This is a genomic window from Streptomyces sp. NPDC023838, from assembly GCF_040639555.1.
Taxonomy (GTDB): domain Bacteria; phylum Actinomycetota; class Actinomycetes; order Streptomycetales; family Streptomycetaceae; genus Streptomyces.
This window is the reverse complement of sequence record NZ_JBFAAD010000001.1, coordinates 496,087-511,314: the sequence shown is the minus strand read 5'-3', so window position 1 is coordinate 511,314 and position 15,228 is coordinate 496,087. Positions and strand designations below refer to the sequence as shown.

The window sequence follows — 15,228 nt, the reverse complement described above, 5'->3', positions numbered from 1 at the left end:
CTGACTGCGCGGGATCTGCCCCCTGGCCGGGCGCCAGCTGGCCGGAAGCACGCCTTCGCCGCCGGGGGTGACGGTTGCTTTGCTGGGAGGGGCACCGCCTTGAACCAACTGGCCTGTCAATGGGCGTGGTTAGGGTCGAGGCTGGAAGCAACAGGTTGCTGAGCGGGCAGGGGGCGGTGTCGTCATGGAGGACGGTATTCAGTGGCTGGTCGACCTGGACGACTGGATGTCCAGTGTGGTGTTCGCGCGCGGGATCTCCCCGCGGGAGCTGGCGGTGCGGATGGACGGTGCTGCGGATGCGGCGAGCGAACCGATCACCGACGCCGAGGTCAATGAACTCGGCATGATCGGATACCGGCCGGACGGGGACGGCGACGGCGTGGTGCGGGTCGGGGCATGCGCTGGCTGGTCGTTCGCCTTGGAGTACGGCGACTCCACCGGCAGCGACCGGCTCACGGAGATCTCCCGTAACGGCGTGGAAGTCACCCATTACCTCCCGATGAGTGAACGTCCACCAGCCACCTTCCACTACGCTCGCGATGGCCGGTACGTGTGCGGTTTCGGACTCAAGGAAGAGCGGCACCGCTGGGGTGCGGAGCCGGATCTGCTGCTGGCCGAGCTCGTCGCAGCAGGGGTGCTCGCGCCCGACGGGTATATGCACTGCGCACCGGAGGACGAGCACTACAAGATCACCTATCGGCGCAGCCTCGCCGTGGTAGAGGCACACTTCACCCTCTCCCTCTCCCCTGCCTACCTCAATGAAGCCCGCCTGCCCGCCTATGCAGTCCGGGGGACCCCGCGCATGAACACCCAGGCGGACCCCGACCTGGACACCATCCGCAGCTGGGCCCAAGCCCAGGGCTACACAGTAGACAGGATTGGCCCCAAGCGGGTCCCGGCCGACATCCGTGAGGCCTACCACCGAGCGACTGGCAACTGAGGCTCGACCGCGTCGCTGGGCGCTGCTGTCATGGAGCTGAATATCCTTCCGGTGGCAGGCCGTCCGGCCGCCTTTGTGACGAGGGCGCGCGGGTGTGCGGGCTTGTCAGCGGGCCCCTCTACGGTGCCGGTATGACGCACTGGATACACGGCCCGCTCCCCCACCACGACGAGGTCAATGTCGTCTTCTTCCGCGGGACCTCTCTGGACGCCCTCACGCAAGGACTCCTCGGCCTGCGGCGAAAGCCCCTCGCGTACGGCAAGGGCACCGACTGGGGGGTGGTCATGCACGACATGCTCAGCTGGGAGAGCGGTGACTACGACCTCGCCGATTACGGGCAGGTGTGCCCGGCCGACAGCGAGCTCGTCGTTTTCGTGACCGAACCCTGCCTCGCCAAAGCCCACGGCCCCTCGTTCGAGTACCACCGCGATGGACGACTGATCACCGCCTTCAGCTTCGAGACTCCGTACTGGCAGGGAGGCGAGGAACCCGACCTGCTGCTGCCCGCCCTCACAGCGGCGAACCTGACCGGTCCCCGGGCTGATCTTGACAGACATGACAACGAAGAGCGGATCGTGGAGGCAATCACCAGGTTCTTCCCCTTGCCCGAACTCCACATGCCTTGACCAAGGGGCCGGAGGGTACTCAGAGGCCGGATCGCCCGGAGGACTCTCACCCGCAGGCAACCCAGGTCTACTCGTCTGGTCGTGACCCGCACGCTCAGGCGCGGCGCGGAACCTGCCTGGCACAAGCAGGTCGTCGCCGCCTCTCTGACGCAGGAGCACGTGAACGAACGGCCCGGCGAGCCCGCGGACCCGTACAACTGCGCCGGCTTCCGATGACCGCCGACGAACGGCCCGAGCCGTGGAGCAGACGGGACCGCGGCATGTAGCCCTGCCGTGACAACACCCCGAGCAACCCGCCAAGCTGACGATCTCCCGCACATGTCCCGTTTCGGTGACGCTGTTCGGGGGGATCTTGCACACAGATGGATTTCTTGATCGGCGAGGCCATGGGGGAACGGAATGGGTGCGTTGGTGGGACTCTTCGTGGGGCTCGGGGTCGTTGCCGTGGGGCTGGTGGTCGTGGTGGCTCGTCGGGGACACCGTCGCCCGGCCGAGTACGGTGAGGGAGCACTCATCGAGCAGCAGGCGCGCCTTGAGTTGTCTCGGGTACGCAGCGAGGTGAGGTCACTGCGCACCCACGCGGGCTTGACCGGAAGCGTCAGCACGAGCCGTCTCACCCGCCGCCAGTGAAGGCTTCCCTGCTCGTCGGCGCTGGCGTCGCTGTGGCCGGTGGGGATCTACAGGACGTGGTGGGCTGGCCGCGACAGCTTGGGCTGCCAGGGGTGCGCGCCGACTGAGCCAGGCTGAGACCATGCCGAGGTCCAGCCGGTCCGGCTGTTCTACGAGCCCACGATGAGTGCGATGACGGGAAACAGAAGAGCGGCCGTGAGGGTGCCAGAGGCGATCAGGCAGCCAGTCCGTTTGTCCTTGTCGACGAAGAATGATGCGGCGATGGCGAAGACGGCTCCGAGGACGGCGATGAGCCAGATCGGCAGGAGGCCTGCGATGCCCATGGTGGACCTGCAATCTTCTTGTCGGCGGGGCCAAGTGAGGGAGGAGCCGAGGCGATTCAGAGGGCTCGCCTCCGGCGGGAATTACCGTTGGGCGTTCGGCGGGGCAGCGGTCACGCGTCGCAGGAGTTCGCGGGCCGTACAGGAGGAATCAGGATCCTCGACCAGACAGAGACTCAACCCCTTTTCATCGCGGAGCACGTGGGCTACAGCAAGCAAGCTCCCTCCCTGCTGTCAGCGATCAGGGCGATGGTGTCACCGCGGGTGGACGAGGCGTCGGCGATGACGGTGCCCGCCTCGTCCGCAGGGCCGTAGAAATCCCACCGCCCCGCGACGGAGCCTTGACAGGAGAATCCTCCTGGCATGGCAGCTTGCAGCCCGTTCCCGGCCATATGGCGGTCGGCTGCAAAGGCGAGGTGTGCTCCGCCAGGATTCGCCCACGTTCCCACCAGCGCCGACTCCTCAATCGCCACCGCCCGCCCGCGTCCGCACATCCGGCGCACACCGCCACGAGAACGGCCGCCAAGAGCACCCGCTTCCCTGTCGCCACCATCGAGCCCCTAATATTTGAACGCGTTCAGCATATCGGTGTGGTCGGGGTCCGCCGCAGCGGCTGCTCCGTTCTCCCTGCAGGGTGGGCCCCTCCGCCTGGACACCAACTGCTGGCGACCGACGGCTCCGGCCTGCTCTACGCCTACGCGGGCACCGGCCGGGCCAGCGACCCGTTCCGCACCCGGTACGTGATCGGGGGTGGCTGGCAGACGTACACCGCGCTCACCAAGCTCGCCCCCGTCACCGAAAGCCTCATCTACCGGTCCACCACGCCCGCGAGCGTCTACGCCGCGAACCCGGACGACCTCGTCGGACGCGACAGGGACGGCGTCCTGTGGTTCTACCAGCGAGATTTCCACCGGGCGGACATGTATGCGCCGCGCACCCGTGTCGGGGGTGGCTGGAACATCTACGACCAGCTGACGGGGGGCGGCGACCTCACCGCGGACGGCAAGGCTGACCTCGTGGCCCGCGACAAGGCCGGCGTCCTGTGGCTGTACCGCGGCACAGGAGGCCGCGCCCCGTTCGCCTCGCGCATCCGCATCGGCGGCGGGTGGAACGCCTACAACCTCCTCGCCGCCTCGGGGGACGTGACCGGGGACGGCACGCCAGACCTGACGGCCCGCGATGCTGCCGGGACTCTGTGGCTCTACACCAGCACCGGCAAGTACACCGCACCCTTTGCCACGCGCACGCGGATCGGCGGCGGCTGGAACGGCTACACGCAGATCTCTGTGGTGGGCGATGTCAACCGCGACGGCAACGCCGACCTGGTCGCTCGCGACTCCGCCGGCGTGCTGTGGCTCTACACCGCCACCGGCACGGCGAGCACACTGTTCGCCCCGCGTAAACGAATCGGGGGCGGCTGGAATACGTACACCCGCGTCCTGTGACAGCCGACCATCGTCCTGCCCTGCACGGCTGGAACTGTGGCTTCCATGGTCGTGTCATGGTGAGATCGCCGGATGCTCGGTTTCCTCCTTCGTCTCCTGCCCTTCTGGGTGCGCGAGCCGCTGCTCATCGCGGTCGGGTCCGCCCTCGGCGTGCGCCTCGGGTATCTCGCCGTCCGCGATCATGACCAGGGCGCGGCGGCTTTTGCTGTGGTGTTCCTGCTCTTCACCGCGATACGTGTCCACGTGGTCCTCCGGGCCCTGCGCGCACGCCGCAACACGCCTCCGGCGACCCCAGCCGAGGGGGCGGCGGCCGATGGTGGCGCCCAAGCCCAGGCGGCAGAGGGGCAGGTACTCGGCCCGGGCACTCCGCAGAAGGAGCCCCACGTCTGGGGGCAGGCCGTCGCGGCCGTGGCCGTGGTCGGGGCAATGGTGGCCGCGGTGTGGGTGGCTCCCCACGTCCTGCCGTCCTCCAACGGCAGCACAGCGCAGCCCGCCTCCTGCCCGGCCGGGGAACACAAGGAGCTGCCGCAGGCATACCAGCAGACGCCCCGGCCTGCGACCGGTGACGAGCTGTGCAAGGCGCTCAACCGGCCCGACCTGGCCCAGCTGCTGAGCACGCCCGGAGAGACCGCAACCACCGCCTCCGGGAGCAACAACACCGCTCCTCTGACGGGTGGGAAGGTCGCCCTGCCGGAGGCCGAAGTCAGGTTCGGCACGTACACCGTGCACCTTTCAGCCACCTACAACAAGCTGTCGACTGCCCAGTACGTGAAGCTGATGAAGTTCGGCAATGAGCAGGACATCAAGACCCTCACGGTCCTTGGCCGGCCAGCGATCATCGCCTCGGATCACACGATGAAGATCAACATCAGTCTCGGAACCAAGGGCGGATCGCCCAGACGAGTCGAGCAAGGCCCCCTGGCCAGGACACTGACCGTGGCTCTCGACCGAGAGGATCGAGGGGGCTACTACGAGATCACTGTCTGGAGCACGTCCGGCGCCCTCCCCGACGACAGCGTTCTCCTCGGCATCGCGGAAAGGGTTCTCCCGGCCATCGCCGACAGGCCTGCCCGGTGAGACACCAGGTCAACGCCTCCCCTGACGCTTGAACTCGCTCAAATATCAGGGAAGTCGCGACGGTGTGCAATTGCTTGCCACCTGCCCCACATCACCGCCGCGAGCCCAGGCTGGGAAGAGGACCTGATGCGCGGCCTGCACGCCCACGCAGGCAACTGCCGTAGTGCTGCTCCTCGGCAGGCGGCGTCTCGGCCAGCTGCGCCTCGTCCTGGGCTTGGCGTTCTTGCTGCCGTGTCCGAAGGTCCGCAGCGGCCTTCCTCGTACGGCGTGTCTCTTCCTGCTCGCGCAGCAAGTGTTGGCGCCGGAGCTCCTCGAGCCGTGCGTCTTCCATTTCGCGCGTCCTCTCGGGTGGGGTTTAGGGGGGCGGGCGCGGTGGTCAGCGCACGCCGACTCCGTCGGTCCGTGCAGCCTGCTGCGTTGCGCTGAGCCTCGTCCAACTCCCCGAGAATGGCGATGAGTTGCACGGCGCCGGTGCGGGCGGCGGCTGGTCGGGGTAGGGGTCCTCGCCCTCCCCCATGCCCTGGGTCGTGAAGGTGCCAGGCGGCCAGCGCGGCCGCCGGGACCGGAGCGCCGGGGGCCCCTTGCTGAGACGGGACATCCTGCGCCCGCTGCCCCGTGCGTATCCAGAATGGTCAAGCTCGGGACTCTGCCCCCTGCTGGATGGGACCTGTGTCCGGTTCCCGTGCCGCTCGGTCCCTCAGCGGGGGTTGTCAGCCGCCTCGTATGACTTCCCTGCCAACAGCAGCACCCAGAACCGCATCGCATCGAGACCCACCGTGACACGCACGCCGCTCCGCTCGTCTGCCGCGCCGGGACGAGGGGAGATGTCCATTCGGGCGCGCCGTCCCATCATGGCAGGACCGGGGCATTTCGGTGGCGGGCGGGGGCTTGTTTACCCATACCGTGTCCAAGTCGGTAAGGCGCAATTTGAAGCCTGGGCACGGCATGTGACGGGCCGTCGCAGAGGACACACGTGAGACCCGTGATCATCGCCGAGGCCGTCGGGCACCCCGACGCCTGGGCCCGGGGCCGGCTGGGACGCCCTGGTCGCGCTCGCCACCCTGGCTCTCGCCCTGGGCAGCGCGCCTCGCCTTGTACACCTCCCGCCTCGCCCGCGCCACGGTCGCGGATCAGCGGGCCCGGTCGCGCCCTGTCCCGCTGCCCATCACGAGTGATTTCGCGCGGCAGGGACCCGCCCTCGGAGGCCCTACCTGGTTGACGGTGAGCCAGCCGAGGGCCGCCGGATGCCTCAGGTGGGATGGCACGTAATAGAGCACCTCCACGGAGCCCCGGCGCCACGGAGCCCTGGCACCGCGGAGCCATGGCACCGCGTCCGAGGGCTGATCCCGGGTACTGGGCTGAGGTCACAGCATTCGGTCGACCAGCCCGTCAACGTAGTCCGGGGTGAGCTCCATGCCGAACAGGACGCGGATATACATCGGGGCCAGGATGTGGTCCAGCACGTCGAACGCGTCGGGTGCGCGTTCGCCGCGTTCGCGGGCGCGATCGAGCATGGACTGCAGTTGCCGGGTGCGTTCGGCGCGGAGGTCGTCACGGGCCTGCAGGCCCTGCTGACCGTTGCTGGACAGGGCGACGGCCAGGCGCACCAACAACAGGCCGTCGGGCCCGGTGATCTCGCGGGCTACGTTGGCCGCGTAAGTGCGCAGGTCGCCGGCCAGGCTTCCGGTGTCGGGCATCGGCGACCGCGCGTTGAGGCGGGTGAGCGCCACGTCGGTGAGCAGGGTTTCCAGGCCGCCCCACCGGCGGTAGATGCTGCTGTCGGCTACGCCCGCGCGGGCCGCGACCTCGCCGACGGTGAAGTTGCCGTAGCCGCGCTCATTGATCAGGTCGGTGACGGCCTGGTGCACCTGCGCGCCGACGCGGGCGCTGCGCCCGCCGGGCCGCCGGGCCCGCTCTCGCTCGTTCATACCTCCATCTTAACGCAGTCGTGACTTGCGTTTGCGTGGCAGCCCTTCTACAGTCGCCTAACGCAGCTAACGACTGCTTTAGAGTGCCCAGCGGCTGACCACGTCGGCCGTGGAGAGGCGCAACCAACCATTGAGAGGAAACCCATGACTGCATCGCCTGCGGCCGTAGGCAGTCGACCAAACCGGGCGGTGCTGCTCACGGTGACCTGCCTGGGCCAATTCATGGTCTTGCTCGACAACACGATTGTTGGAGCAGCGCTGCCCGATATGCAGCACCGGCTGCACACTCAGATGACCGGTCTGCAATGGATCGTCGACGCGTACGTACTGCTGGTCGCCATGCTGCTGCTGTCCGGCGGTATCTTCGCCGACCGGTTCGGCCGCAAGCGGGTGTACCTGACCGGCGTGGCGGTGTTCACCATCGCGTCGGTGCTGTGCAGCCTCGCGCCCTCGGTCGGCTGGCTGGTCGCCGGCCGAGTGCTGCAGGGCATCGGGGCCGCGGCGCTGAGCCCTGCCTCGCTCGCCCTGCTCGCCGCCGCCTATCCCGTGCCGCAAGAACGAATCAAGGCGATCGGGCTGTGGGCCGGACTCAGCGGAATCGGTCTGGCCGCAGGCCCCGTGGCCGGCGGCGTGCTGACAGAAGCCTTCGGCTGGCCCGCCATCTTCCTGGTCAATCTGCCCATCGGCGCACTCCTTCTGCTGGTCGGTCTGCGCAGCCTGGAAGAGACCCGCAATCCGAGCGCCCCCGCGATCGATATCCCGGGGACGGTGTTGTCCGTTCTGGGGGTGGGGGCGCTGACCTACGGGCTGATCGAAGGTGGTGCCCGCGGCTGGACGTCGCCGGTGATCCTGGGCAGCTTCACCGCCGCGGTGATCCTCCTCGCCGCCTTCGTCGCCGTCGAAGCGCGCCGTTCCGCTCCGATGCTGCCGCTGCGGCTGTTCCGGCAGCGCCTGTTCACCGTGTCCAACATCGCCATGGTCGTGGTGGGTTTCGCGCTCATGGGTTCGTCGTTCTTCTTCTCCCAGTTCTTCGTGTACGTCCAGGGCAGCTCGATCCTGCGCGCCGGCTTGCAGACCCTGCCGGTATCCCTCGCCATGGTGATCGTCAGCCCGTACGCGGGCCGGCTCGCCGCCCGGTACGGCTTCCGAATCGTGGTGACCACCGGCCTGGCCCTGGCCGGCTTGGGACTGCTGGCGCTCGGCATGGTGCACGCCGACACCGGCTACGGGAACGTGTGGTGGCGGCTGGGAGTCGTCGGCATCGGCTTCGCTCTGACCATGTCCCCCCTGACGGCGGCCGCCATCCAAGCAGTCAGCCCGCAGGAAGGCGGCCTCGCATCCGGCATCAGCAGCACCACGCGGCAGATCGGAGCGGTGCTCGGCGTGGCGGTACTCGGAGCCGTCGTCCGCACCCGGCAATCCGGCGGCGCCTCCTTCGAGGCCGGCCTCAACAGCGCCTTCCTCGCTGCCGGCGCCGTCACTTTGGCCACCGCCGTGTTCACCGGCCTATGGCTGGCGAGGTCCAAGCCCGCGGAAGGCCCCGCGGCGCCGCAACGTTCCACCGGCCCAGGTACGGTCACCACCTCGAACGCGGCATCCGCGAACAGCCGCTGACGCCGACACCGACCTTGGCCGGGAGGCGTCCCACCGAATCACCCCGGCGGGACACCTTCCGGCCAACAGGACGACGCTCCGCGCCTCTCACAAACGACCATCTGTGAGAGTTCTGAGAACGGCCCCCGGGTGATCACGTTTCCGCAGGTCGCCGTACGCAAAAGCCCCCTCAGAACCTGCGCGTTGCGCGGGGCACTTCTGAGAGGGCGTTCTGCGAGGTTCAGCGGTCCTGGTAAGTGCCGTGTACTACTACTCGGCCTGTGGCATGACGGGACTACCGAGACCATTCACGAGCTGCTGCGCTGTCCGGCCCGGGAGATGCGCCTCGCCCACAGCCACCCGCCACCGGCCCCATCCGCGCATCCACCGGCGCCGGTCGCCTACGTGCTGGTCCCGCCTACCGCGAGCAAGAGCAGCAGCTCCAAGCCCGCGCAGCCCCCGGCGGCGGCGAGCGGCAAGGCTCCCGGCCGCGAGGAGATCGTCGCTGAACTCGACCGGCTCGCCGAGCGCTGCACCTGTAAGCAGAACAAGAAGCAGTGGGGCCGGATCACCAACCAGCGCACTCCGGATCGGCAACCCGGTGGGCGCTCAGGCGCCGACCTCGAAGGAGCTGAAGGGCGAGCGGGATGCGGAGCTGAAGGCGAAGGCCATCCCCGGCAGTCCTCCTTGTACAGCGCAGAGCGTCAAAAGAGCCACTCACAACTCCACGCTGTCATGCCCGCACATCACGCCCTTGGTGTCGCGCTCCTCGACCAGCCGCGCCTCTCCCCCTCGTCGATCAGGCGTCGCCCCGCCGACCACAGCGATGATGACGCCTCCCCGATCACCGCCTTGCGGGCTCGCACATCGTCGGCGGTCACGCCCGGGGTGTGCCATGTGCCGCCGCGTGCCATCCAGTTGAGCAGCAGCGGCTGCAGCCGGTCCATGGCTTTGGCGAACCGTGCTTCGGGGGTGCGGCGCTCTTCGAATTCGTCCCAGAGGGCCCGCATACGCTCAGCTTGGTCCGCCGGCAGCAGGCTGAAGAGTTCCTCGGCCGCGACAACTTCCCGCTCCCGCTGGTCGATGCCCGCGGAGCTGTCGTACAGCGGCGTGTCGCCGGCGTAGATCTCCACGAGATCGTGCAGCAGGACGAGCTGAACGGTGTGCCCTACGTCGATGGGCTCATCGGAGTGTTCGGCGAGGATCACGACCATCATCGCCAGATGCCAGGAGTGTTCCGCGTCGTTCTCGCGACGGTCCGCTGCGGCGAGTGGTGACTGACGGAGGATCGTCTTGAGCTGATCCACCTCGACAAGAAAGGTGAGCTGCGCGCGCAATCTGTCGTCCAGATCGTCAGGGAAGGGCGTCTTCTCCGCGAGCAGGGTCCGGTGTTCGTCACTCATGCCTTCATCGTGGCACGCACGCACAGCCCCGGCCCCTGCCAGTTGGGCGTGATCGAAGAACCAGTTCATCATCGGGGACGGCGCCTTGGCGGTCGTCCCGATGCGCGAGCACGGCGAACGGAACCCGGCGGCCGGCCTGTGCGGGGCGTCCGCTTGGCTGACGTTCCGGGATTTTCAGCTGTTGCCACTTATGTCGCTGAGCACGATGGGCCTGGTGCGTCCGAGGAGCGCGAACAATGCTGGCGGCACCGGACCATCGGCTCGGTATGTCTCGTCGGGGCGAGTCCACAGAGTTGCGGCATCCAGTGGGTTGGTCAGAGCCTGGTACACCATCACCACCGTGTCCACCTGGTGGGCCGCGAACACCTGAGGAACTGGTGGGCAGAACTCGGACGGGCAAGTACGCGGGGGCGGCCGGGACCACTCCTCCGGGTGCGCGTGGGCGGCATGGAATGGATACTCGTAGTAAGTGCTGTCCCCACTTCCCCGGCCATGCGCACGGCGCACCGAAGCCGGAGCCGCCGCTCGCCGGGCCGGCGAACGTGGATGCGGTGAGGTGCGTTGCCCTGCGCGGCCGTCGCCCGGCTCATAGACCGCGACCGTGCGGCTCACCGCGGCGCCACTGTGTCTCCCGGTGATCAATGCCTCGGCGCGGTGCCTCGGGCACATCCCCGCGCATTCACACAAGATCACAAGAGCAACAGATGAGCAGGCGCTGCCGCCGCTCCTTCTCTCCGCGAGGTATCCCATGACCAGGACCCGTCGCCTCAACTGCATCATCCCCCCACACCTGCTCGAGAAGCTCCTGAGAAGTGACGACAGCGAGGTGCACCAGGCCGCCCTGGGCACGTTGCTGACCACCGCGGGACTACGCGGCGAGCGATCGGTCCGGGCGTCCTTCGCCGGCGCCGCCGCCCCCGCCAACGGCCGTCGCACCATCTTCGACTGCCAGAACGGCAGGTCACTGCCCCTTGCCGTACTGGCCCGGTCGGAGGACGGACCGCCGTCCGCGGATGACTCCGTCAACCGGGCGTTCGACGGACTCGGCACCACACACGACTTCTACCGCGAGGTGTTCGGTCGCGACTCGATCGACGACCGGGGAATGCGCCTGGACGGGCACGTCCACTTCAGCGCGAATTACAACAACGCGTTCTGGGACGGCCGGGAAATGGTCTTCGGCGACGGAGACGGCAAGGTGTTCACCGACTTCACCCAGTCCCCCGACGTCATCGGCCACGAGTTGACCCACGGAGTCACCGAGCATACGGCCGGACTCGCCTACCACAACCAGTCCGGCGCCCTGAACGAGTCCATCTCGGACGTCTTCGGTTCGCTGGCCAAACAGTGGTCACTGAAGCAGTCGGCAGAGGAGGCGGACTGGCTGATCGGGCCCGAAGTCTTCACCCCGGGGGTCGAGGCCGACGCCCTGCGATCGTTGAAGGCCCCCGGGCAGGCGTACGACAACGCCTTGTTCGGCAAGGACCCCCAGCCGGACCACATGAGCAAGTTCGTCAACCTCCCGGACACCGACAGGGGCGACAACGGTGGGGTGCACATCAACTCGGGCATACCGAACAAGGCGTTCTATCTGACCGCCGTGGGAATCGGCGGGTTCGCCTGGGAGGCCGCCGGACTCATCTGGTACGAGTCCCTCAAGGCTTCCAGCGTCGAGACGCAGTTCCAGAACTTCGCGGACACCACGTACCAGAAGGCCGAGGAGTTGTTCGGGGCGGGCGGCAACGAACAGCTCGCCGTGCTGGGCGCATGGCAGGAAGTGGGCATCCAGATCAGCGGAGTCCCGGCCGGGGTCAGCCGAGCGCGTAGCCGCGCGTCCAACCGAGCCGGCGGCGCGGGACGGCAGGACGGCTTGGCGGAGTTGACCAAGCAGATCGGGATGCTGACGTCCCAGGTGACAGCCCTGGCCAAGGACGTCGCCGCGCTGAAGGGGAAGAAGTGACCACTGGTGTGAGTGACCACCAGTCGTTGCTGGTCTCCCACCCGCGGACGATCGTATCGGCGGGGAACGCCGGTTGGCCGGCCGGAGGCTGGGGGCGATGAAGGTCACCCTGGCGACGGATGGCGGCCAGGCGGCCGCCATCCGTCTCGGCGCCCCACCCAAGGTGGTGAACACCGACACCCTGCCCGCGAATGCCGCCGCGGAACTGTCCCAGCTGGTGGCAGCCGCTGTTGCGGCACCCGAGGAGCGACGGCCGGGCCGCGCGCCCGACGCGATGAGCTACACGATCACGGTGGAAGACGGTGATCGCTCGACCGTTCTCACTCAGTCGGACGCGGCCATGTCCCCGGAGTTCGCGGACTTGCTCAGTTGGCTGGAGAAACACCTCGCGCAGCGGTGACGCACGATTATGGGTGCCGCGCTCCTCCGCGTGGGCCCGGACCGACGGTCACCCCCCCGGCGACCTCAGACAAATCAGAACAAGTCGTCAGTCAGCATGGGTGGAAAGGGCGAGCTCCTCCGCCCTCAGCTGCGGAACATGACGGGCACTGGGGGCGGGGGGACCCTCTCCCATCGTCCTCCCCTGCCGGACGGGGCATCAGCCAACAGAGGTCCGGCACCGCCACCTGCTCCGTGCCAGGGCCGAGGTCAGTGCAGCGCGTGGCCGTACGCGGTGACGAGGCGATCCAGATCCGGATCGCCGAAAACGGCCCGCAGTTCCTGGAAGGCCATGGTCTTGTCGGGACCGAAGCGGGAGACGCGGGCAGCGTAGCTGTCCGGGGTGAGGAACCTGGGCGGCGTGGTCTTGCTGTGGAACTTGTCCGCGTACATCACCAGCCGTTCCTCGGCGGTCTCGGCGAGGTAGTCGGCCGGCGGCAGCGGCAGCTGCTGGTGCTCGATGTCGTGCTTGGTCAGCCCGACACCGGTGTGGCAGGAGCAGAAGCGGCACAGGTGCTCGGGAAGTCCTTCCTCGGCGAGGAGATGGTGGCCGAGGACTCCGTGGCGCACGTAGTTCGCGTAGTCCAGGCGGCCGGTGCTGTCGTAGAGGCGGTAGACGCCGATGTCGTGCAGCAGACAGCCCGCCCGGACCAACTCACGGTCCAGCTCCGCCCCGGAGCGGTCGAGAAGTCCTTCGGCGATCTGCCACACGATCTCGCAGTGGGTCCAGACCAGCGCGTACGCCTCCTGGGTGGGGGCATGCTTCTCGTGCAGCTCGCGGATCTCGTCCACCGACAGAATGGCCATCGCCGCAGCCTAGCGCGGTGACCACGTCGGTTCGCCACGGTGTGCGGCCATCTGACGGTGGGCGGCCATCGCTGTTGGATGGGTGGTCGCTCAGAACCTGGACGACGCGTCGACTCGACCCGGCCAGTGTGAAATCAGGCTCGCTGGTGGGCATCACCACGCACTGGCCACGGCCGTGTGGCCGGTTGCCTTCAGCCCGGCTGGAAGAACGCGAGCATTTTCCGGCTGGCGTCCGGTGACGCCAGGATTTCCTGAACGTACGCGGACTGCCGACCGGCGGCGCTGGTGCGGTCGAACATCTCGCTTTCGTATTCCTTGACGGCGGCGGGCACGTCATCCGGGTGCGCGGCCAGGGCGAGGCCCAGCAGTGCGCCGTCGAGCAGGGCCAAGTTGGCGCCCTGTCCGACCGGCGGCATCAAGTGCGCGGCGTCGCCGAGCAGCGTGACGTCCGGCCTCGACGGCCAGGTCAGGCCGACCGGGAGAGTGGTGACCGACCGCGGCACGACCGTGTCGTCGCAGGCGGCGATCAGTGCGGTGATCCGTGGGTGCCAGCCGGTGAACAGGTCGATCAGCCGCGCCCGGGCGGCCGCGGGATCGTCGAACTGAACGCCGCTGGTGGCGAACCAGTCCTCGGCGGTGTTGTGGAAGCTGAGGTAAATGCGTACGCGGCCGTCGCCATTGCGCTGTGCCGACAGGGACTGTCCGTTGCCGAGCACCCAGTAGTTGCCGCGTCCGACCATTCTCGCGAGGTCCGGGTGGGTGTGGTCGATGTCGGGAATGCCGAGTTCGACGACGTTCTGGCCGGTGTGCGTGGGGCGGGCGTCGGTGAGGAGCGGGCGGACCTGGGAGTGTGCGCCGTCGGCTCCGACCAGCAGGTCGTACGCCGCAGCGCTGCCGTTGGCGAAGTGCATCAGGCCGTGGTCGGCGTACGCGAACGCGTGCCCCCAGTGCACCGTGTGCTCGGGGAGGGAGTCCAGCAGCAGGTTGCGCAGATCTGCGCGGTCCACCTCGGGCCGCTCCAGTGGGGCGTCGGCGGGAGTGTCCTCCTGCAGCAGCAGTGTGCCGTCCGGCTCCAGAAGGCGTAGGTCCTGGCCTTCCCCACGGGCGATCGCCTGGAACTGGTCGATCAGGCCCGCCTCACGCAGCGCCCGCTGGCCGGTGCCGGAGTGCAGGTCGAGCATGCCGCCCTGCCCGCGCGCGCCGCGTGAAGGTTCGCGTTCGTAGACGGCGGCGTCAATGCCGTTCACGTGCAGCACCCGGGCGAGAGCCAGGCCGCCGAGTCCCGCTCCGACGATGGCGATAGTCATGGTTGTCTCCTCGATACGCCGTACTGACCAATACACCGTATCGCCCGGTGCGATGTATCGTAAGGGCCATGTTGGTGTGGGAGAGACCAGAGCCACCGAATCGACCCGTGCCCGCCCCGCTGAGCCGGGTGCGGATCGTGCGAGCGGCGATCCAGTTGGCCGACGCGGACGGTCTGGAGGCGGTGTCGCTCCGCAAAGTCGCCACCGCGCTGGGCGTCGGGCCGATGCGGCTGTACGGCTACATCGACAGCAAGGAGGAGTTGCTCGACCTGATGGTCGACGCGATCCACTCCGAGATCCGGCCGGTCGGAGACGGCTGGCGCCAGGTGCTGCGGTCCCTTGCCGAAACCACCCGGCAGGCCGCTCACGAGCACGAATGGCTTGCCGATCTGCTCGGCGGGCGACCGCAGCTCGGTCCGCACGCGCTGGCCAGGGGGGAGGCTGTGGTGTCCGCGCTGGACGGCGTCGAGGTGGACGCGATCATGCCGGTGGTCACCGCAGTCGACGCGTACGTCATCGGCGCGGTGCGCCGGGAGATCGCCGAACGGCGTGCCACGCGGGCCACCGGAATGGACGAGAAGCGCTGGCAGGCCTCCCTCGGGCCCTACCTGGAGCGGACCTTCGCCACCGGCCGGTTCCCCGCGCTGGCCACGGTGGTACGCGATGCCGCCCACCTGGACGCCGACCACACCTTCCGCATCGGCCTCGACTTCCTGCTCGACGGCATCGAAGCCAGCATCTCAAGGTGACGCGC

General features: G+C 68.3%; 13 protein-coding genes and 2 pseudogenes. 10 read left to right on the top strand and 5 right to left on the bottom strand.

The features are described 5' to 3' along the window. Window positions 1–184: 184 nt before the first annotated feature. From AB0G17_RS02060 to AB0G17_RS02045, 4 genes and pseudogenes are all read left to right on the top strand, one after another. Window positions 185–760: pseudogene (locus AB0G17_RS02060) on the top strand (DUF6461 domain-containing protein); the annotation flags it as partial. Window positions 761–835: 75 nt separating this feature from the next. Next, a pseudogene (locus AB0G17_RS02055) lies at window positions 836–940 on the top strand (Lsr2 family protein); the annotation flags it as partial. A 131-nt stretch (window positions 941–1,071) separates the two neighbouring features. After that, window positions 1,072–1,566, top strand: coding sequence for a hypothetical protein (locus AB0G17_RS02050; RefSeq protein WP_361374498.1), 495 nt, complete (start codon window positions 1,072–1,074; stop codon window positions 1,564–1,566). A gap of 81 nt (window positions 1,567–1,647) precedes the next feature. Beyond that, window positions 1,648–1,782 (top strand): hypothetical protein, encoded by a 135-nt coding sequence (locus AB0G17_RS02045; protein ID WP_361374496.1) that lies wholly within the window; start codon window positions 1,648–1,650, stop codon window positions 1,780–1,782. Between the two features lie 563 nt (window positions 1,783–2,345). On the opposite strand, the gene AB0G17_RS02040 is transcribed toward AB0G17_RS02045, so the two are convergent. Further along, window positions 2,346–2,519, bottom strand: coding sequence for a hypothetical protein (locus AB0G17_RS02040; protein ID WP_361374494.1), 174 nt, complete (start codon window positions 2,517–2,519; stop codon window positions 2,346–2,348). A gap of 587 nt (window positions 2,520–3,106) precedes the next feature. On the opposite strand from AB0G17_RS02040, the gene AB0G17_RS02035 reads away from it, so the two are divergent. Then, a complete protein-coding gene (locus AB0G17_RS02035) occupies window positions 3,107–3,961 on the top strand; it encodes a VCBS repeat-containing protein (RefSeq protein ID WP_361374492.1) in 855 nt (284 codons plus the stop codon). Between the two features lie 72 nt (window positions 3,962–4,033). Further along, window positions 4,034–5,038 (top strand): DUF6215 domain-containing protein, encoded by a 1,005-nt coding sequence (locus AB0G17_RS02030; RefSeq protein WP_361374490.1) that lies wholly within the window; start codon window positions 4,034–4,036, stop codon window positions 5,036–5,038. A 1,364-nt stretch (window positions 5,039–6,402) separates the two neighbouring features. Here AB0G17_RS02030 and AB0G17_RS02025 read toward each other — a convergent pair. Next, complete coding sequence (locus tag AB0G17_RS02025; RefSeq protein ID WP_361374488.1) at window positions 6,403–6,966, bottom strand: TetR/AcrR family transcriptional regulator; 564 nt, start codon at window positions 6,964–6,966, stop codon at window positions 6,403–6,405. Window positions 6,967–7,110: 144 nt separating this feature from the next. Here AB0G17_RS02025 and AB0G17_RS02020 point away from each other — a divergent pair, with 144 nt between their 5' ends. Then, window positions 7,111–8,580, top strand: coding sequence for an MFS transporter (locus AB0G17_RS02020; RefSeq protein ID WP_361374486.1), 1,470 nt, complete (start codon window positions 7,111–7,113; stop codon window positions 8,578–8,580). A gap of 725 nt (window positions 8,581–9,305) precedes the next feature. On the opposite strand, the gene AB0G17_RS02015 is transcribed toward AB0G17_RS02020, so the two are convergent. Then, on the bottom strand, window positions 9,306–9,962 hold the full coding sequence (locus tag AB0G17_RS02015; protein WP_361374484.1) for an HD domain-containing protein: 657 nt from the start codon (window positions 9,960–9,962) through the stop codon (window positions 9,306–9,308). A 748-nt stretch (window positions 9,963–10,710) separates the two neighbouring features. On the opposite strand from AB0G17_RS02015, the gene AB0G17_RS02010 reads away from it, so the two are divergent. Then, on the top strand, window positions 10,711–11,922 hold the full coding sequence (locus AB0G17_RS02010; protein WP_361374482.1) for a M4 family metallopeptidase: 1,212 nt from the start codon (window positions 10,711–10,713) through the stop codon (window positions 11,920–11,922). 97 nt (window positions 11,923–12,019) lie between these two features. Continuing rightward, window positions 12,020–12,322, top strand: coding sequence for a protealysin inhibitor emfourin (locus tag AB0G17_RS02005; RefSeq protein WP_361374480.1), 303 nt, complete (start codon window positions 12,020–12,022; stop codon window positions 12,320–12,322). A gap of 248 nt (window positions 12,323–12,570) precedes the next feature. Here the strand turns inward: AB0G17_RS02005 and AB0G17_RS02000 are convergent, their stop codons facing one another. Both AB0G17_RS02000 and AB0G17_RS01995 read right to left on the bottom strand, forming a co-directional pair. Then, window positions 12,571–13,167, bottom strand: coding sequence for an HD domain-containing protein (locus AB0G17_RS02000; RefSeq protein WP_361374478.1), 597 nt, complete (start codon window positions 13,165–13,167; stop codon window positions 12,571–12,573). A gap of 191 nt (window positions 13,168–13,358) precedes the next feature. Then, window positions 13,359–14,474, bottom strand: a complete 1,116-nt coding sequence (locus AB0G17_RS01995; protein ID WP_361374476.1) for an FAD-dependent monooxygenase — start codon at window positions 14,472–14,474, stop codon at window positions 13,359–13,361. 68 nt (window positions 14,475–14,542) lie between these two features. On the opposite strand from AB0G17_RS01995, the gene AB0G17_RS01990 reads away from it, so the two are divergent. Further along, window positions 14,543–15,223, top strand: a complete 681-nt coding sequence (locus AB0G17_RS01990; RefSeq protein ID WP_361374474.1) for a TetR/AcrR family transcriptional regulator — start codon at window positions 14,543–14,545, stop codon at window positions 15,221–15,223. Window positions 15,224–15,228: the final 5 nt, after the last annotated feature.